The organism is Rhodococcus cerastii, assembly GCF_033042195.1.
Taxonomy (GTDB): Bacteria; Actinomycetota; Actinomycetes; order Mycobacteriales; family Mycobacteriaceae; genus Rhodococcoides.
On record NZ_JAWLKF010000004.1, the window covers coordinates 254,560 to 273,487 of the forward strand.

The following is an 18,928-nucleotide window of genomic DNA, read 5'->3' on the forward strand; positions in this document are numbered from 1 at the left end:
GGTAGAAAATGGGTCGTGGCGGATCCGGCCGTGGTGAGGCCGATCCAACTACGAACGATAAGTCAGTACCTGGGTGCCACCGCAAATAAGGTAAACCTATTACGGGCTTTCACCTGCGAATTTCCGGATACGAGACGTCCTCGGGACCGGGTCTCGGACACCCGCGCCGACATCGGCCGAGAATCACACGCCTGTAAGACGATTCGAGGAAAAAGGGCCGGAAAAACTACTGGCCGCAGCGATCGAATCAGCTGCGGCCAGTGTGGTGGGCGGAGGGGGACTTGAACCCCCACGTCCCGAAGGACACTGGCACCTGAAGCCAGCGCGTCTGCCATTCCGCCACCCGCCCGGGTGACGGCGAGAACACTAACACGCACCATGCCGCGCTCGAAAATCGCCGCGTCGAGGTGCCGTGAGCCGACGGCGGCGGGCAGTCCCCGTCGGCGGCACCGTATATCATGCTTGGAGCGCGACCTCGTGATGACACGCGGCTGTCGCGACCTGCACACCAGCAGGCACCACACGGTGGAAGAACACAGTGAGAGGAGGGGTCACGATGGGCATCGTTCAGCGTTTCGAACGCAAGCTCCAGGGCGCTGTCGGAGACGTCTTCGCCCGCGTGTTCGGCGGGGGCGTCGTACCGGCGGAGGTGGAGGCAGCGCTCCAGCAGGAAGCGTCGGACCTGGTTCGGCCCCTGGACGGCGGGCACCTCCTGGCACCCAACAGCTACGTGATCACCATCAACAGCTCGGACCACGCCGAACTCGCCGGTGACCGCGAACTGACGGTCAAGGCGTTCTCGCGTCACCTCGACGATTACATCCGCGATCAAGGCTGGCAGACCTACGGCGACGTGGTGGTTCGCTTCGAGCCGTCGCCCACCCTTCACACCGGACAGTTCCGTGCCAGTGGCTCGGTCGATCCCGATGTGGGACGATCGGCGACTGCTGCACGGAACGAGTCCCCGCAGCAGGGCGCGTCGGCACAAGCAGCACCGAGTCCCGTCCCTTCAGCTACGCAGCGACCGTCTGCCCCACCGATGTCGACACCAGGAGCCGGCCACATGACGCAGAACCCAGGCTACGACCCGCAGCGCGACCCCGCGGACGGTCATCGTCCCGATCCGCGCGCGCGCAACGGTTACGCCGGTGGCCAGGATCCGCGCTACCCAGCACGTGAGCAGAACGGCTACGACGCCCAGGCCTACGCGCCTGCCGAGCACGATCCGCGCTACGACCAGCAGCCGTACAACGGCCAGGGCTACGACGAGCAGCCGTACCCCGAGCAGGGTCAGGCCTACAGCGCAGCCGGCCAGGAACAGGGCTACGACCCGCACGCCTACGGCAACCCCAGCGGCCAGGATCAGGGGTACGACGCCCAGGGTTACAACGCGCAGGGTTACGACGCCCACGGCTACAACGCGCAGGGTTACGACGCTCAGGGCTACCAGTACAGCGGTGCCGACAGTGCTGCGTACTCCGAGGCCCCCTATCAGGAGCAGGCGTACAACGACCCGTCCGGTCGCTACGCCGAGCCCCAGGCCGCCGGATATCAGCAGCCCGGCTACCAGCAGCCCGGCTACGACTACCCGCCTGCCCCGGCCGCCTACGGTCGCGGCTACCCGCAGCAGGGCGCGGGCGATCGCGGTGACGGGTACGGCTACGACCAGCCCGCCTCGTACGCAGCTCGCAGTCAGGCGCTGGCCGCGACGCTGCAGCTCGAAGACGGCAGCGGCCGCTACTTCCAGCTTCGTGACGGTCAGAACATCATCGGCCGTGGTCAGGACGCACAGTTCCGACTCCCCGACACCGGCGTTTCGCGTCGACACATCGAGATCCGGTGGGACGGCCGCGTGGCCATGCTCTCCGATCTGGGTTCCACCAACGGCACCACCGTCAACGGCGCTCCGGTGCAGGACTGGCAACTGGCCGACGGCGACGTCATTCGGGCCGGCCACTCCGAAATTCTGGTCCGGATCGTCTGACGATCTTTCGTGGGCTCGGGTGGCGGTTCGACTCGCACTCTCGCCGACCCGTATGTCGTCCACACGAGCTGCTTGACCCTATGATGCTGCGAGGCAACCATGTCTGCCGCGCCGCGGCTTTTCGCGTGGGCGGGATGCAGGTCGATTGCGAAGGAGGAGGTGAATCGTCGTGCAGGGATTGATTCTGCAACTGACAAGGGCGGGCTTCCTGCTGTTGTTGTGGTTCTTCGTCTGGGCCGTCCTTCGCACCTTGCGCAGCGACATCTACGCGGCCGCAGGCATGCGAGTGCCTGCTCGCTACTCCGGCGGCTCGAAAGTTCTTCCGTCGTTCAACAAGCAGAAGGTGGCCAAGTACCTCGTGGTGACCCAGGGCGGTCTCGCCGGAACGCGTATCTCGCTCGGAACGCAGCCCGTCCTCATCGGACGCGCGGACGACTCCACTCTCGTTCTGACAGACGACTACTCGTCGACGCGGCATGCGCGCATCTCGCCCCGCGGCGGTGACTGGTACGTCGAGGACCTCGGTTCGACCAACGGCACCTACCTCGACCGCGCGAAGGTGACCACCGCCGTTCGCGTGCCCCTGGGAACCCCTGTCCGCGTCGGCAAGACCGTGATCGAGTTGCGCCCGTGACCCTCGTCCTTCGCTACGCCGCCCGCAGTGATCGCGGTCTGGTTCGATCCAACAACGAGGACTCCGTGTACGCCGGGGCTCGCCTACTGGCGCTGGCCGACGGTATGGGCGGTCACGCGGCCGGTGAAGTGGCCTCGCAGTTGATGATCGCCGCATTGGCTCATCTCGACGACGACGAGCCCGGCGAGGATCTGCTGGGCAAACTGGAGGCAGCAACCCGCGAAGGCAACGCGTCCATCGCAGATCAGGTCGAGGACGAACCCGAGCTCGACGGCATGGGAACCACGCTGACCGCAATCCTGTTCGCGGGCAAGCGAATCGGACTGGTACACATCGGCGACTCACGTGCGTACATGCTGCGCGACGGCTCGCTCACCCAGATCACTCGCGACGACACCTTCGTCCAGTCACTCGTCGACGAGGGCCGCATCACCGCCGAACAGGCGCACACGCACCCGCAACGTTCCTTGATCATGCGTGCCCTCACCGGCAACGAGATCGAGCCGACGCTCACCGTTCGGGAAGTACGTGCAGGCGACCGCTACCTGCTGTGCTCCGACGGCCTCTCGGACGTCGTCAGCGACGAAACCATCGAGAACACCATGAACGAGGGCGAGACGGGCCCGTGCGCCGATCGCCTGATCGAACTCGCGCTGCGCAGCGGCGGACCCGACAACGTGACGGTCGTCGTCGCCGACGTGATCGACCTCGACTACGGACAGAGCCACCCCATCCTCGGCGGTGCCGCCAGCACCGAGGACGAGGAAGACGCCCCTCCGCCCAACACCGCAGCCGGACGCGCCGCCGCGATGCGGCCACCGCGTACGACGCCCAAGCGCGTCACCAGCCCGGTCGTCACGCCCGAGAAGAAGTCGCACAAACTGCGCTGGACGTTGATCGCCCTGACCCTGGTGGTACTCGCGGCAATCGGTGCGCTCGTTGCCAATTCGATCATCAGAGGCAACTACTACGTCGGTGCCGACAACAGCAAGGTGACCGTGCTGAGGGGCCTTCCCGGCTCGGTACTGGGCTACTCGCTGCAGAGCGTGGAACTGATCGGCTGCCTCGACGACGACGGAGCCGTCACGCTGACCGCTCCGGATGCCGCTCCGGCCGATTGCGTTCCGTTCGAGATCGACGACCTTCTGCCTGCCGCGCGCGAGCAGGTCACGGCCGGCTTGCCGTCCGGATCTCTCGACGACGCGCGCGGTCAGGTCGAGCGGTTGGCCTCCGGTGACCTGCTCCAGGTGTGCGAGACCGAGCCGGTCGTCACCACGACTGTCGAACCGACTCCGACGACGATCATCCCGCCGCCCGGAGTTCCGTTGCCCCCGGCTGCGGAGCCCGTTCCCGAGGCGGCACCGACCACCACTGCGGTACCGACACCGACGGTCCCGCAGATTCCCGGTCAGAACTGCAGGACCGGTACTCGATGAGTTCGAATCCGTCCGCCGGAGGGTCCTTTCCGAGTCCACCCGAAGGATTCGCGCCTGCACCGATTCAATCGAACCGGCGCGGCGTCGAGCTGCTTCTTCTCGGTGCCGCGGTCCTGATCACCACGATCTCGTTGGTACTGGTCGAAGCCAGTCAGGAACAGACCATCACCTGGGATCTGGCGAAGTACGCGGTGGCCTATCTCGCGTTGATGACGGTGGCGCACCTGGCCGTGCGACGCTTTGCGCCCTACGCGGATCCGCTGCTGCTGCCGATCGTGGCGCTGCTCAACGGGCTCGGTCTGGTGCTCATTCACCGTCTCGACCTGGCCGACGAGCAGCAGGCTCAGTATCTCGGAAACCCCATTCCGTCGCCCGACGCCAACCAGCAGGTGCTCTGGACGACGCTGGCCATCGCCGGTTTCGTCGCTCTGCTCGTGCTGCTGCGTGATTACCGCACCCTGGCTCGCTACGGCTACACCGTCGGTCTCGCCGGACTGGTGCTCCTGGCCATCCCGGCAATGCTGCCGTCGGCCTTCTCCGAGGTCAACGGATCGAAGATCTGGATTCGGCTGCCCGGCTTCAGTATTCAGCCCGGGGAGTTCGCGAAGATTCTGCTGCTCATCTTCTTCGCATCGTTGCTGGTCGCCAAGCGGGAACTGTTCACCGTCGCCGGCAAGCACTTCCTCGGAATGGACTTCCCGCGGGCACGCGATCTGGGGCCGATCCTGGTGGTGTGGATCGTCTCCGTCGGCGTGCTGGTGTTCGAGAAGGACCTCGGTACGTCGCTGCTGATCTTCGGAACCGTCCTGGTGATGATCTACATCGCCACCGAACGCGTCGGCTGGTTGATCATCGGTTTCGGACTGCTGCTCGTCGGATTCCTCTTCGCATATCAGGTGTTCGGCCACGTCAAGATCCGCACCGACACCTGGCTGCGACCGTTCGACGACTACAACGACACCGGCTACCAGATCGTCCAGTCGATGTTCAGCTTCGCCACGGGCGGGTTGGCGGGTACCGGGCTCGGTAGTGGTCGGCCCTCCCAGGTGCCGTTCGCCAAGACGGACTTCATCATTGCGACGGTCGGCGAAGAGCTCGGCCTCATCGGCCTGACCGCGGTCCTGATCCTGTACTTGCTGTTCATCATTCGCGGTATGCGTACCGCGCTGGCCGTTCGCGACAGCTTCGGCAAACTGCTCGCTGCGGGATTGTCGTTCACCATTGCCATCCAGCTGTTCGTCGTCGTCGGCGGCGTCACCAAACTCATCCCACTCACCGGCCTCACCACGCCCTATCTGTCCTACGGAGGATCGTCGCTTCTCGCCAACTACCTGCTCCTCGCGCTGCTGATCAAGATCTCCGACGCAGCCCGTGAGCCGGCGAAGCCCAAGAAGAAGCCCGCCCCCGCAGCGCCCATCGCGGAGGCACCCACCGAGATGGTGAAGCGCGCATGAACACTCCCCTGCGCCGCGTGTCCATCGCCGTGATGGTCATGGTCGTGGCACTGCTCGCCAATGCCACTTACCTCCAGGTCATCAAGGCCGACGATCTGCGCACCGACCCGAGGAACTCACGGGTACTGCTCGACGAGTACTCCCGCCAGCGCGGTCAGATCTCGGCAGGCGGCCAGGTGCTCGCGTCCTCGGTCCCCACCGACGACCGCTACAAGTACCTGCGCACCTACCCCCAGAATTCGATCTCCCCGGCCAGCCCGCAGGCCAACGCGCCGATCACCGGCTACTACTCGATGCTGTACTCGAGCAGCGGCCTCGAACGCGCCGAGGACCCCGTACTCAACGGCTCCGACGACCGGCTCTTCGGTGGACGACTGTTCGACCTCATCTCCGGCCGAGACCCCCGCGGCGGCAACGTCGTGACCACCATCGACCCCGTCGTTCAGCAGGTCGCGTACGACCAGCTGACCGCCAAGGGATACACCGGCTCGGTAGTGGCCCTCGACCCGGCCACCGGCAACATCCTCGCCATGGCCAGCACCCCCAGCTACGACCCGAACCTGCTGGCCAGCCACGACGGCAGCACCACCACCGCGGCATGGGAGAACCTGAGCAACGATCCCGAGAAGCCGATGGTCAACCGGGCGATCTCGCAGACCTACCCACCCGGATCGACGTTCAAGGTGATCACCACCGCAGCCGCACTCGAAGCGGGCGCCACACCGGACGATCAACTCACGGCCGCGTCGAACATCACGTTGCCGGGAACCTCGACGACGCTGGAGAACTACAACGGTTCGACGTGCGGCGGTGGCCAAACGGCAACGCTGCGTGAAGCGTTCGCACGCTCGTGCAACACCGCCTTCGTCGAGCTCGGCGTCGACACCGGGGTGGACAGGATGCGCGAGACCTCCGCGGCCTTCGGCATCGGTGAGGACACGACCATTCCGCTCACCGTCGCCGACAGCACCATCGGACCCATCGACGACGACGCCGCCCTCGGCCAATCCAGCATCGGCCAGCGCGACGTGGCGTTGACCCCGCTGCAGGACGCCGTCATCGCCGCCACCGTCGCCAACGGCGGCGTGCGGATGGCCCCGAACCTGGTGCAGCAGCTGCAATCTCCCGACCTGTCCGACCTGTCGAGCTACCAGCCGAAGGCCATGGGCGAGGCGATCAGCTCGGCCACCGCGGCGACTCTGACCGACCTGATGATCGGCTCCGAGAACAACACCAGCGGGGAGGGCAAGATCCCCGGGGTCCAGATCGCATCGAAAACCGGTACCGCAGAACATGGTTCGGACCCGCGTAACACCCCGCCGCATGCCTGGTACATCGGCTTCGCACCCGCCGAGGATCCCAAGGTCGCCATTGCCGTCATCGTCGAGGACGGCGGCGATCGAGCCCTCGCCGCGACCGGTGGATCCGTGGCCGCACCCATCGGGCGCGCCGTCATCGCAGCCGCATTGCAGGGGAGGTGACGTGAAGTGCCACTGAGCAACGGAGCTGTCATCGCGCAGCGCTATCGACTTCTGCGCCTCATCGCCACCGGCGGTATGGGGCAGGTGTGGGAAGCGATGGACAACCGCCTCGATCGCCGTGTCGCGGTCAAGGTACTCAAGGCCGAATTCTCCGAGGACCCGGAGTTCCTGCAGCGCTTCAGGTTCGAGGCACGCACCACCGCGCAGCTGAACTATCCAGGAATCGCCGGCGTCTACGACTACGGCGAGACCCGCGACGGCGCGGGCGAATCACTGGCCTACCTGGTGATGGAACTGGTCAACGGTGAGCCGCTCAACGCCGTGCTGGGTCGCATGTCCCGCTTGCCGCTCGGCCATGCCCTCGACATGCTCGAGCAGACCGGCCGTTCGCTGCAGATCGCACACACCGCAGGCGTCGTCCACCGCGACGTCAAGCCGGGCAACATCCTGATCACCCCCACCGGCCAGGTCAAGATCACCGACTTCGGCATCGCCAAAGCCGTCGACGCGTCCCCGGTGACCAAGACCGGAATGGTCATGGGCACAGCGCAGTACATCGCCCCCGAGCAGGCACTCGGCGAGGAGGCAACCTCGGCTTCCGACGTCTACTCGCTCGGAGTCGTCGGATACGAAGTACTCGCGGGCACGCGGCCCTTCGTGGGCGACGGCGCGCTGACCGTGGCCATGAAGCACGTGCGCGAAACGCCGGCCCCCATGCCACTCGACCTGCCTCCCGCCGTCCGCGAACTCATCGAGATCACGATGGTGAAGGACCCGGCCGCACGCTACGCCAACGGTGGCGAATTCGCCGACGCCGTCGCCGCAGTCCGGGCCGGCCGACGCCCGCCTGCGCCCGGAAACTCCCGCGGTTCGGGCACCGGCAGGGTCATGATGCCGGGCGTCGTGCCCAGCCCGCAGCCGCCGTCGAGCACCCAGATGATGCCGACGTCGCAGCGCGAGTACCGCGGACCGGCCACCGGAACGGCTGCGGCCGCCGTACCCGAGTCCACCGGAATGTCGTCGGCGCAGAAGGCCCTCGCCTGGGGCGGTGCCGGACTGCTGCTGCTGGCCATCCTCATCGGCGGTTACGTGCTGTTGACCGGGGGCAGGGACGACACGCCGACGCCGTTCGTGCCGCCGACCACGACCACCACGCAGCCGACCACCACCACGACCACGACGACCGAACCCACGACCACCGAAGAGACCACCACCACCGAAGAAACCACGACGACCACGACGACGACCACCACGGAGGAGCCGACGACCACCGAGGAAACCACGACCACCTCGGCGGAGCCCACCGAGACGACGACGCGACGTCCGCTGATCGAGATTCCATTCCAGCAAGATCCACAAGGACAACGATGACGACTCCCCGTACGCTCTCCTCTCGCTACGAGCTGGGCGAGATACTCGGATTCGGCGGCATGTCCGAGGTTCATCTGGCACGTGACACTCGGCTGGACCGCGACGTCGCCATCAAGGTTCTGCGCGCCGATCTTGCTCGCGACCCCACGTTCTATCTGCGGTTCCGACGCGAAGCCCAGAACGCGGCCGCACTGAACCACCCGGCCATCGTCGCCGTGTACGACACCGGTGAAGCCGAGACCGAAGCCGGTCCGCTCCCGTTCATCGTCATGGAATACGTCGACGGCGACACCCTCCGCGACATCGTGCGCGCCGAAGGACCCATGGCGCCGCGTCGAGCCATGGAGGTCATCGCCGACGTCTGTGCTGCACTCGATTTCAGCCACCGCAACGGCATCGTGCACCGCGACGTCAAGCCCGCGAACATCATGATCAACAACGCGGGCGCGGTGAAGGTGATGGACTTCGGTATCGCGCGCGCCATCGCCGATTCCTCGTCGCCGATGACTCAGACGGCCGCCGTCATCGGAACCGCGCAGTACCTGTCGCCCGAGCAGGCTCGCGGCGAACAGGTCGACGCTCGATCGGACGTCTACTCGCTCGGCTGTGTGCTGTTCGAGATCCTCACCGGCGAGCCCCCGTTCAAAGGTGATTCCCCGGTCGCGGTCGCCTATCAGCACGTGCGCGAGGATCCTCAGCTGCCGTCGCTGGTCAACGACACGGTGCCGCGTGAACTCGACTCGATCATCCTCAAGGCGATGGCCAAGAATCCCGCCAACCGCTACCAGAGTGCCGCCGAGATGCGCACCGACCTGGTCCGGGTGCTCGGCGGTCAACGTCCGAGCGCCCCGATGGTCATGAACGACGAGGACCGCACCACGATTCTCGGATCGGTCGATTCACGGCAGGCGGACTTCTCCGGCAAGGACAAGCCGGCAGCTGCAGCCGCCGGCACACCCCGCCCGTCGAAGCACACCGAACCCGACAACGAACCCAGGAGCCGTCGGGGCCTGAAGATCGCGCTGATCTCCGCGGCGTCGATCATCGTCGTCGCGATCGTCGGAGCATTCCTGTGGTCCCTCGGTCCCGGAGCTGAGCCCACGTCCGTCACCGTGCCGTCCGTCGCCGGCCTCGTCGCAGACGAGGCCCAGCGGGAACTCGAGAATGTCGGCCTGCGCGTCACCGTGCAGGAGAGACCGGATGCGTCGGTTCCCGAAGGGTCCGCGATCGGCACCAACCCCGCCGCGGGATCACAGACCGAATCACCCGGGGACATCCAACTCGACGTCTCCTCGGGCCCCCAGCAGGTGCAGGTGCCGCGACTGACCGGAAGAACGCAACAGGAGGCGTCGGACGCCTTGAACGAGGTGGGCCTTCAACTCGATCCCACCGTCGCCCGGGCACCGTCCACGCCGGAGAACCTCGACAGGGTCGTCGAACAGAACCCGTCCTCGGGCGTGAGCATGAACGCCGACTCGCAGGTTCGCATCACGCTCGGTTCCGGCCCGGCGCAGGTACGGATGCCCAACGTCGTCGGCCAGCTCGTCGACGTTGCGCAGCCGAACGTGGCGGGTGCCGGTCTCCGCGTCCAGATAGAGAACATCGACTCCAGTCAGCCGGTGGGACAGGTCGTCTCGACGGACCCCGCCGGTGGTGCCAACGTCGCCGAGAACACGGTCGTGACATTGCGCGTGTCGAACGGAGACAAGATCCCGATGCCGGACCTGGCCGGACTCACCGAAGCTCAGGCTCTGACAGCACTGGAATCGGCAGGATGGACCGGAACCGCGTCGGACCTGTCGACGTCGAGGCAATCGACGCTCGACCCACTGATGGTCGGCCGCATCGTGAACCAGACTCAGCCGGCAGGCTCGGAGATCAGCAAGTCCGACACCATCACCGTGAGCATCGGGGCGCTGGGTATTCCGACCGGCTAGACACCTCGGGTCGAGCTCAGGCGAACGCCTCGGCGACCTGAGCTTCGAGCTTGGCGACGAGACCGGGGTCGGTGGGCATTCCGCAGACGGTCAGCCAGTTCGCCAGCATGCGGTGTCCGCCCTCGGTGAGGATGGACTCCGGGTGGAACTGGACGCCGTGAATCGGAAGCTCGGTGTGCCTCATCGCCATGACCAGACCCGATTCGGTGCGCCCGATGATCTCGAGTTCGGCCGGGATGGTGTCCTCCCGGACGGTCAGCGAGTGGTAGCGAGTGGCGGTGAAGGGCTCGTTCATGCCCTCCAGAACTCCGACGCCCGAATGGTGCACCAGACTCGTCTTGCCGTGCAGCAGCTCCGGGGCCTTCTCGACGGTTGCACCGAAGGCTGCACCGATCGCCTGATGGCCCAGACAGACCCCGAGCAGGGGCGTCTTCGTGCGAGCGCTGGCCGAGACCAGATCCATCGTGGCACCTGCGCGCTGCGGCGTGCCCGGTCCCGGGCTGAGCAGAACGCCGTCGAACCGGGCAGCGACGGCATCGCGGTCGGTGAGGCGCTCGTCGTCGTTGCGCCAGACCTCGACATCGGCATTCAACTGACCCAGGTACTGGACGAGGTTGAAGACGAAGCTGTCGTAGTTGTCGACGACGAGAATACGCATGTGGACAGCGTACTCAGCGAGGCTGTGCATACCGCATGCGCACCGATTCGGAGTACGCGGGCACCGACAGGTCCTCGGACACCGAGACGTCGTAGCGGAGGCCGTATCTCAGCGCGTACTGCTCGTACAACCGCACACCCGGCTCGTTCTTCAACGCCGCGCGCAGCCGATCCGAATCCCCGATCGCCGTCATCACGTACGGCGGACTGTATGTACGCCCGCCGAGAAGAAGGGTGTTCCCGATGCAGCGCGGAGCCGACGAGGCCACCAGCCGTTGATCCTGCATCGCGATCGCCGACGCTCCACCGGCCCACAACGCGTTGAGCACGCTCTGCACATCGACCTGATGGACCACCAGATCGTCCGGTGACGCGTCCGAGGCGTACGAACCGTCCGCACCGCGGGGAGCGTCCGCCATCGTGACGGTCACACCGCCGCCGGACGCGGCCTCGCGTCCCGCAGCGTCGGCCAGGGAATCGATGCGGGCCAGGGCGTCGGCGACCTCGGTGTCCCCGGTCGCAGTGCGCTGCTGAATGGACTCGACCTGCTGCTCGAGCGTGTCCCTGCTGCGCTCGGCCTCCACGCTGCTGCTCTGAGCTGCATCGACGAGGTCGGCGAGTCGGGTGGTGTCCCCTCCACGGAGTTCGGTGCCATCGGAAACGTGTCTGGTGGTACCGAGCAGCAGACCGACGACAGCGCACACCGCGACGGCGAGCACCCACCAACGAGTGTCGGCGGGGGCAGTCGATCGTCGTGTCACGGGTGCTCGCAATTTGTCCGGTGGGTCGGTGCTGGGCTCACCTGCGTTAGCGTGTACAGCAACCGGGTCGGTGACCGTCACGGTCCTCCAGGCGACAATAGCCTGGGGATGCGCGGCACCCGTCGATCCACAGGTTCCGATCGTCAGTTGTCCACAGGTACGGCCGCAGTGCCGCGGGCCGTCACGAACGCGAAGAGGAAGCAATGCCGAAGTCGAAGGTACGGAAGAAGAACGACTACACGATCAACCCGGCGAACCGTACGCCGGTCAAGGTCAACGCCGGACCGTCACCGGTCTGGTACGTGGTGCTGATGCTGGGATTCATGCTGGTCGGGCTGCTGTGGCTGATCGTCTACTACCTGGCTTCCGAGGACATCGCCTTCATCGGAAACCTCGGCGCCTACAACTTCCTGATCGGCTTCGGGTTCATGGTCGTCGGACTCGTCATGACCATGCGGTGGCGCTGAGAACCTGCCGAGTTACATCGATGTCATTCATCCCCAATGTGGATAAACCCTGTGGATAACTCTGAAAACGATCCACAGGGTGTGTACGAACAGCGATGGGCGACGCCCCTCATCGCCGTCGCAGCCCTGGTCGCAGGCGGAATCGCCCTCGGAATCGGAGCCGCACTCTCCTCCACCGACGCAGCCGGAACATTCCTCGTCGGACTCGCCGCCGTCGGAATGTGGATCATCGCCGCACTCGCCGCCGCACAACGCCCCCGACTGGCCATCACCCACGACGGAACACTGGTGATGAAACGCCTCGGCGGCCTACGCACCTACACCCGCAACGACATCGTGCGCGTCAAAATCGTGAAATACCCACGCCTGGGGCGACGCGTTCCGATGCTCGAACTGGACATCCGCCCACCCGGCGAAGACGACGATCGACTGATCATCTTCGGCAGATGGGACCTCGGAACCGACCCTCGAGACGTATACGACGCACTCGAAACCCACGGCTTGGTGCCTCGCAACACCTGATCGTCCGGCCCCCGTGGTCACTCAATGTGACATTCAGTGGACTTTTCGGGGGTCAATGTCACATCGAGTGGACTTGCTAGAGGCCCATCTGGGCGCGCAGGTCGAGAACACGGATCGCGATGATGCCCAGGGACACCAGAGCGACGGCGATGACCGAGAGCCATGCCATGGACAGGCCGGCCCTGGTTCGTTGTTGTCCCGTGTCTCGGGTTCGGTTGGACAAGAACACCAGACCGGCGGTGGCGGCGGCTCCGGCGACGAGACCGCCCATATGTCCCCACAGCGAGATGCTGGGGATCGAGATGCTGATGAAGATGTTCACCGCGATGATGACGAGGATGGGTGCCGGGCTTCGCTTGAGCCGTAGCAGGATCACGGCCTGTGCGCCCAGTAGACCGAAGACTGCACCGGACGCGCCGACGGTGAGCGTCAGGGGATTCTCCAGCAGCATCACCGACGCGCTTCCTCCGAGGAGGGAGAGGAAGTAGACGACCAGGTAGCGGGTTCGACCGAGCACGAGTTCCACGTCACGGCCGATGATGTACAGCGCGAACATGTTCACGAGCAGGTGTATCGGCCCGTAGTGAACGAAGCCGCTGCCGATCAGGCGGAACACGTCGCCGTCGGCGACGAGCAGGCTGTTGAGAGCCCAACCGCGGGCGAGTTCGGATCCGGAAGTGTTGTTCATCGGATCGCCGGACTGCGCCACCGTGATGGCATAGACGATCACGTTGACGGCGATCAGGGCGTAGGTCAGCGGAGTCTTGGCGGACCGTGCCATGGGTGCACCGGCGACGGTCTGCGCAGTGCGGACGTTCTTGTTGCCTTCTCGCACGCAGTCGACACAGTGCTGTCCGACCGCGGCGGCCTGCAGACACTGCGGGCACGCCGGCCTGCCGCAGCGCGAGCAGGCCAGGCCGGTGGGGCGATCGGGATGTCGGACGCACACCGACTGGGGTGGGTTGGGCTGGTCGCCGTACGCGCCACCCCAGCCGGGGTTCGTCATCTTGTCGAAAGTCCTTCGGTCAGATCAAGCGATGGTGACGTTGTTGATGACGACCTCGTCCACCGGGCGATCTCCGCGGCCGACCGGCGTGCTCGAGATCGCGTCGACGACCTTCTTCGACGCCTCGTCGGTGACCTCACCGAAGATGGAGTGCTTGCGGTTGAGGTGCGGGGTCTTGCCGGTGGTGATGAAGAACTGCGAGCCGTTGGTGCCGGGGCCGGCATTTGCCATGGCCAGCAGGTACGGGCGATCGAAGGAGAGCTCCGGGTGGAACTCGTCCTCGAACTTGTAGCCCGGTCCGCCTGCACCGGTGCCGGTGGGGTCGCCGCCCTGGATCATGAAGCCGTCGATGACGCGGTGGAAGACCGCGCCGTCGTAGAACGGTCCGCTCTTGGCACCCGACGCGTTCTGAGTCGTGTACTCCTTGGATCCGTCCGCGAGACCGACGAAGTTCGCGACGGTCTTGGGGGCGTGATTGCCGAACAGTTCGATGACGATATCGCCGCGGTTGGTGTGCAGCGTGGCCGTTTGGGTCTTGTTTGGTGAAGTCACGCCCTCCATCGTGCCATCTCGGGTGATCGGGCAGTTCACAACGGGCATCGAGTCGGGTGTATCGGGAGGGTTCAGCGGGGCCGTGTTGTGGAACAGTGAGGGTATGACGAGCACAACGAAGCCCGACCGGGTTCGGTCGACCACAGGTACCGCAGCGTCCGCCCTGCTCGGCGCCGCATCCGCCGCGAGCAAGGGCCCGGCCGGAGTCGGCCTGCTTCTGGCCAAACAGGGTTACGGACTGGCCCGCAAGCAGGCTGCGCAGCGGCGGGCAGTGACCGCGGAGCGTATCGCCGAAGCGAATCGCACCCGAGAGCTCGTCACGGTCGACTCGGGATCACGTCGGACCCGACGAGTTCTGGTGTTCGGCGCCGTTGCTGCCGTCGTGGGAGGTGTCGTGTTCTTCCTCGGTCGCCGTCGCAACGAGGTGCCGCCGCCCGCCGATGTTCCGCCGAGCCTGGCCGACTACGACGACACGTCGTCATAGGTACAGCACCTTCTGCAGTAGGTCGATCAGACCCGGCCTGGTTCTGATCACGGCCTCCGCGCTGCGGTCGGCGACGACCAGTGCCGTGTTGTGGCCGCTGGCGGAGCCCTCGCTGAGATAGTCGCTGTGCCCGATCGAGCGGCCGGCACTGTCGGATTGCTCCGTGGACAGCAGAGTGATTCCGTCCAGCGCCCCTGGATCGCGGCCGAATGCACCCATGTCGGCGACGATGTCGCCCGTGGCCTCCGCCGCGAAGACATGTCCGACGGGAATCTGGAGCTCTGCGAGGCTGTGTGTGCCGAGTCCCGGTGAACCGAGAGCCACGAAATCGTCGACCCCGGTGTCGTCTCGAAGAGCAGTTGCCGCGGTGAGCGATCCGTACGAGTGGGCCAACACCGACAGATGCGGATCGCTCGCCCGTGCAGCGTCGAGACCGTTCAGGAACGGGATCAACCGATCCGCTCCTGCCTGCGCGGCCGCACCCGAGGCCACGGTCCGGTCCGGATCGAGCAAGCTCCAACCGAGCTGAGGTGCCTGGTAGTCCAGCCAGGTCACCGCAGCCGCAGACTGCGCCGGATCTCTCGAAACAAGCTGCTGCACAGTGTTTTTGATGTTCTCCATGTCGCCGTCGTAGCGGGGAAGGTTTCCGTGCACGGTCGAGCCGAGACCGGGCACGAACACGGCGACATGGGTCGCCGTGTCGACATCTCCCACCGCGACGGCCGCCATCGTCTCCTCGTACGAGGAATTGTCGAGGACCAGGAGCTGCCGAGCCCCCAGCGCCAGCGTCGCGTCGATCGCATCGAGTGCTGCCAACCGAGTGCGCGTTTGTTCGAGCCCGGCATCGGCGTCGCTGAAAATGCCGCCGAACACGTTGTCGGACAACTCTTTCTGCAGTTCTACCTCGACGGCGCGAAGGCGGACACGCTCTGCGGCCAACACCCGCCGATTTGCGCTGTCACGCACCCGACCCGGCAGGCCGTCGAGATTGCCGATCAGCGCCGGCTGTTCGACCAACAACCTGGTACGGGCTGCAGTCGAGAGTGCGCTCCAGAAAGCAGCGTTGGCCGCCGGTGTGCCGTCGCGCGGCACCCAAGCCGCAACTGCCGTCGCAACGGAGGCTGCGGAGGTTCCCCCGACGAGGCGTCGGGCAAGGATGTCGTCGAAATCCGTGGCCGTACGAATCAGCTGTGCGATTCGTTCGGCGAGCTCCTCACGGCACCGCCGTCGCTCGCGCATCGTCGACCACAAGTCCACCAGCGCAACCGAATACGACGCTGCAAGGTCGAACACCGAGCCGTCGGATGCGACCGCGAATCGCTCCTCCGCCGCCGTCCGCTCCACCGAGCGAAGCGCAGCGACCAAGCTGGCCATGTCGATCGAGGCATCCGCGGTGCATGTCGCGATCCGAAGCAACTCGGCTGCGGCGTCTGCCAGATCCGACCGGATACGTCTCATCGCCTCCCGCGCAGCCTCGGCCGCGGGACCGGCACACCCGTCTCCCACGATGTCGTCGGTGACCGAGTCGTGCACGGCGGCGACCTCCCGCCACCGGTGCATCAGGCTGTCGGACGCCGCTACCAGCACGCGGCTGTCCCAGGATCTGAATTCGTTCAGAGTGACCATCGCGTATCCCCCGCAGCGTCGTCGTTTCCGACGAGTCAACGCGAGAAAAGCACCGCGTCGGGAAATCTATCCCCAGCCTGTGGATCAAATCTGGGGATCAACGATGCGTCGAGTGACGATTACTGCGCAATTCTGCGAATGGGGCCGCTGTAACCGGCGTCGGGATCGGACGGCCGACTGGTCCTCGGCGGCCTGCTTCGCTTTGCCCGGTACAGATCGGCGTCGGCTGCCCGATAGATCTCACCCCAGCGGCGACCCGCGGGCATGCAGGCCAATCCGACGCTCCACTCCGCGCGGTGAGCCCGACGCAGACGCTCGATGATCTGCCAGGCCTCCTTCTCGAGAACCCCCGGCATGAACAACACGAACTCGTCTCCACCGAGCCGACCCAGAACATCCCGTTTGGTCAGCTGCCCCTTCCAGGCCTTCGAGACGCGAGTGAGCAGGACGTCACCGGCAATGTGGCCGTACTCGTCGTTGATCTCCTTGAAATTGTCGAGATCGAGCACTGCGAGGCTGACCGACAATCCGCGAGTCGCGCACGCCGGCAACATCTTCTCGATCTTGGATTCGAACCCGAACCTGTTGAGCAGACCGGTCAAAGCATCGTGCGTCGCGGAATAGCGCATCCGACGCGCGAAGACACCGAAGACCTCCGTCGCACCGACGATGCCGAGCGCCACCAGGATGTAACTGATGAACGGAGTTCCGTACGGCGCGATCGCCGCTCCGATGACCGCCGAAACAGCAAGCACGGCAACCCAAATGCCTGCGCTGCGTTCGGACCAGAACGCGCCTATGTGCATACCGAGGAACATGGCCGCCTGGACGCAGATCAAGAACGCGGGCATGGTGTCGCTGCTGCCCAACGCACAGGCGAGTGCCATCACCGACAACGCGGTCGCGAACCCCACCGCCTGTTTGGGGCTCGGCACACCCGCCCTTGCCAACACCACGATCGCCGTCGGGCCCAGCAACAGAGCCAACGCGGCCAGAACCTGCTGGGCACCGGTCAGATTCGACCACGACGCAATCGCGCTGGCAGCGTAGAGAACCGTCGTGACCGCAGCGAATACGGCAAGCATGCGGCCGGACTCGTCGAACCTAGGCCTGCTCACCGGTCGATTCCCACCGTGCAGGACCATGATTTGGCCGATCGGAGGCAGCGTTCACCGAAGAGAACACCACCACTCACCCGATACCCCCCAGGCATCATCGGCCCTCCCCACGCACTACGGCCATCGCCTCACATGACCCAACGATGCCCGGACTCTAACACCTCCGAGACCCGATCACGACTCTGGCCAGCGAAAGCGCAGCAGGTCAGGACGCCTTCTCGGCGCGCGCTGCCTCCCTGGCAAGTAGTCGATCACGGGACTCCTCGAACTTGGTTGCCTTCTCGGCCAAGTCCTCGACGAACGCTGCCAGTCGATCGCGATCCCGCTCGCCCTCACCCGTGAAATCGTTGCGCTCGAATATCTTCCACTTGCGCAGGACCGGCATCAACACCTCGTCCAGATGCTGCCGTAGATCGTAGATCCCGTGCTTGGCCAAGGTCATCGCGTTCTTGCGGAAATTGGGCATGTTCAGGCCGGGCATCTGAAAGTCGGTCGCGACATCGGTGATGGCGCGAACCATCTGATCGGGCACCAGATCCAGCGACGCCTCACCGAGGTTCCGATAGAAGATCATGTGCAGGTTCTCGTCGGCAGCGACACGAGCCAACATTCGATCCGCCACCGGATCCCCGCACGCCAGTCCCGTGTTTCGATGCGACACCCGTGTCGCCAACTCCTGGAACGTCACATACGCCACCGAATGCAGGAAATTGGCACCGTCCATCGGCGCATCGACACCAACCGTCATGTGGTGCATTCGAGCGCGCTCCAACTCGACGGGATCCACCGCACGCGTCACCACCAGATAATCGCGCATGACGATGCCGTGACGGTTCTCCTCCGCAGTCCAGCGCCCCACCCATGTCCCCCAGGCACCGTCCAACGAAAAATTGTCTGCCAGCCCCCGGTGATACGACGGCAGATTGTCCTCGGTGAGCAAATTGGTGATCATCGCCGTGCTCGCCAGTTCCGACAACGACGACTGCTCGAGGGACCAGTCCTGCCCACCCATCGCCGCGAAATTGCGACCCAGATCCCACGGAACGTAATCATGCGGATGCCATTCCTTCGCCATCGACAGATGACGATTCAAATTGGCTTCCAACGTGCCGTCGAGTTCCCTCAACAGCTCTTCATGATCGAGAACGCGCGTCATCTGCGGGACTCCTTCGAGATTCGAGATGCCCGAATCGCCGATCGATTCGAGACAGTGGCGAACACCGCCCGCCGAGATCGAACGACGGCACACCCCCCTGCGGTGCGCCGTCGCGACCATTCACGTCGATCCGAGAACCGACGTCCTTGCACAGCGACCACGCTAAGGACCGAACCATCGATACGACACCGAACCGACGACTGTCTGGACATGTGGGCGCCGAAACACAGATCGCCTTGGGTCCAATCACAACCGGTCAAGCTGAGTGGCCGGGGGTTCTCG

The 18,928-nt window shown here is 65.3% G+C and carries 17 protein-coding genes and 1 tRNA gene; 10 read left to right on the forward strand and 8 right to left on the reverse strand.

Annotated features, from left to right (window positions below; all coding sequences use genetic code 11):
* Window positions 1-263: 263 nt before the first annotated feature.
* Window positions 264-349: transfer RNA gene (locus R3P93_RS10560), tRNA-Leu, on the reverse strand.
* 207 nt (window positions 350-556) lie between these two features.
* Here R3P93_RS10560 and R3P93_RS10565 point away from each other — a divergent pair.
* The 7 genes from R3P93_RS10565 to pknB all read left to right on the forward strand — a co-directional run bounded on the left by R3P93_RS10565 (window position 557) and on the right by pknB (window position 10,297).
* Window positions 557-1,984: a DUF3662 and FHA domain-containing protein gene (locus R3P93_RS10565; protein WP_149408189.1), complete on the forward strand. Its 1,428-nt coding sequence runs from the start codon at window positions 557-559 to the stop codon at window positions 1,982-1,984.
* 169 nt (window positions 1,985-2,153) lie between these two features.
* Window positions 2,154-2,618, forward strand: a complete 465-nt coding sequence (locus tag R3P93_RS10570) for an FHA domain-containing protein FhaB/FipA (protein ID WP_037195344.1) — start codon at window positions 2,154-2,156, stop codon at window positions 2,616-2,618.
* Window positions 2,615-4,054, forward strand: a complete 1,440-nt coding sequence (locus R3P93_RS10575; RefSeq protein WP_094638420.1) for a PP2C family protein-serine/threonine phosphatase — start codon at window positions 2,615-2,617, stop codon at window positions 4,052-4,054. Before R3P93_RS10570 ends, R3P93_RS10575 begins: the two co-directional genes overlap by 4 nt.
* Window positions 4,051-5,508, forward strand: a complete 1,458-nt coding sequence (locus tag R3P93_RS10580) for an FtsW/RodA/SpoVE family cell cycle protein (protein ID WP_094638419.1) — start codon at window positions 4,051-4,053, stop codon at window positions 5,506-5,508. The genes R3P93_RS10575 and R3P93_RS10580 overlap by 4 nt, the downstream gene beginning before the upstream one ends.
* Window positions 5,505-6,989: a peptidoglycan D,D-transpeptidase FtsI family protein gene (locus R3P93_RS10585; RefSeq protein WP_068045550.1), complete on the forward strand. Its 1,485-nt coding sequence runs from the start codon at window positions 5,505-5,507 to the stop codon at window positions 6,987-6,989. The genes R3P93_RS10580 and R3P93_RS10585 overlap by 4 nt, the downstream gene beginning before the upstream one ends.
* Before the next feature lie 6 nt (window positions 6,990-6,995).
* Window positions 6,996-8,360 (forward strand): serine/threonine-protein kinase, encoded by a 1,365-nt coding sequence (locus tag R3P93_RS10590; protein ID WP_269596379.1) that lies wholly within the window; start codon window positions 6,996-6,998, stop codon window positions 8,358-8,360.
* Window positions 8,357-10,297, forward strand: a complete 1,941-nt coding sequence (gene pknB, locus R3P93_RS10595) for a Stk1 family PASTA domain-containing Ser/Thr kinase (protein ID WP_317532985.1) — start codon at window positions 8,357-8,359, stop codon at window positions 10,295-10,297. The genes R3P93_RS10590 and pknB overlap by 4 nt, the downstream gene beginning before the upstream one ends.
* A gap of 16 nt (window positions 10,298-10,313) precedes the next feature.
* Here pknB and R3P93_RS10600 read toward each other — a convergent pair whose 3' ends face one another.
* Complete coding sequence (locus tag R3P93_RS10600) at window positions 10,314-10,955, reverse strand: aminodeoxychorismate/anthranilate synthase component II (RefSeq protein ID WP_269596381.1); 642 nt, start codon at window positions 10,953-10,955, stop codon at window positions 10,314-10,316.
* Between the two features lie 13 nt (window positions 10,956-10,968).
* The gene (locus R3P93_RS10605) at window positions 10,969-11,715 is read right to left on the reverse strand and encodes a DUF881 domain-containing protein (RefSeq protein ID WP_269596382.1); all 747 of its coding nucleotides are present in this window, start codon (window positions 11,713-11,715) and stop codon (window positions 10,969-10,971) included.
* Between the two features lie 203 nt (window positions 11,716-11,918).
* On the opposite strand from R3P93_RS10605, the gene crgA reads away from it, so the two are divergent.
* Window positions 11,919-12,182: a cell division protein CrgA gene (gene crgA, locus R3P93_RS10610; protein WP_032396997.1), complete on the forward strand. Its 264-nt coding sequence runs from the start codon at window positions 11,919-11,921 to the stop codon at window positions 12,180-12,182.
* A 36-nt stretch (window positions 12,183-12,218) separates the two neighbouring features.
* Window positions 12,219-12,704, forward strand: a complete 486-nt coding sequence (locus R3P93_RS10615; RefSeq protein WP_094638415.1) for a PH domain-containing protein — start codon at window positions 12,219-12,221, stop codon at window positions 12,702-12,704.
* 76 nt (window positions 12,705-12,780) lie between these two features.
* On the opposite strand, the gene R3P93_RS10620 is transcribed toward R3P93_RS10615, so the two are convergent.
* Together R3P93_RS10620 and R3P93_RS10625 are read right to left on the reverse strand one after the other, a co-directional pair.
* Window positions 12,781-13,710, reverse strand: coding sequence for a rhomboid family intramembrane serine protease (locus R3P93_RS10620; RefSeq protein ID WP_269596383.1), 930 nt, complete (start codon window positions 13,708-13,710; stop codon window positions 12,781-12,783).
* 24 nt (window positions 13,711-13,734) lie between these two features.
* Window positions 13,735-14,271 carry a peptidylprolyl isomerase gene (locus R3P93_RS10625; RefSeq protein ID WP_149408198.1) on the reverse strand — a complete coding sequence of 179 codons (537 nt, stop codon included), beginning with the start codon at window positions 14,269-14,271 and terminating at the stop codon, window positions 13,735-13,737.
* A 94-nt stretch (window positions 14,272-14,365) separates the two neighbouring features.
* Between R3P93_RS10625 and R3P93_RS10630 the strand changes: the two genes are divergently transcribed.
* Entirely contained in the window at window positions 14,366-14,746 is a 381-nt protein-coding gene (locus R3P93_RS10630) for a hypothetical protein (RefSeq protein WP_269596384.1), read from the forward strand.
* Here R3P93_RS10630 and R3P93_RS10635 read toward each other — a convergent pair.
* The 3 genes from R3P93_RS10635 to R3P93_RS10645 form a co-directional block, all read right to left on the reverse strand.
* The gene (locus R3P93_RS10635) at window positions 14,741-16,372 is read right to left on the reverse strand and encodes an alpha/beta hydrolase (RefSeq protein WP_317532986.1); all 1,632 of its coding nucleotides are present in this window, start codon (window positions 16,370-16,372) and stop codon (window positions 14,741-14,743) included. The genes R3P93_RS10630 and R3P93_RS10635 overlap by 6 nt on opposite strands.
* A 119-nt stretch (window positions 16,373-16,491) precedes the next feature.
* On the reverse strand, window positions 16,492-17,490 hold the full coding sequence (locus R3P93_RS10640) for a GGDEF domain-containing protein (protein ID WP_256980792.1): 999 nt from the start codon (window positions 17,488-17,490) through the stop codon (window positions 16,492-16,494).
* Window positions 17,491-17,695: 205 nt separating this feature from the next.
* Window positions 17,696-18,646 (reverse strand): acyl-ACP desaturase, encoded by a 951-nt coding sequence (locus R3P93_RS10645; protein ID WP_317532987.1) that lies wholly within the window; start codon window positions 18,644-18,646, stop codon window positions 17,696-17,698.
* Window positions 18,647-18,928: the final 282 nt, after the last annotated feature.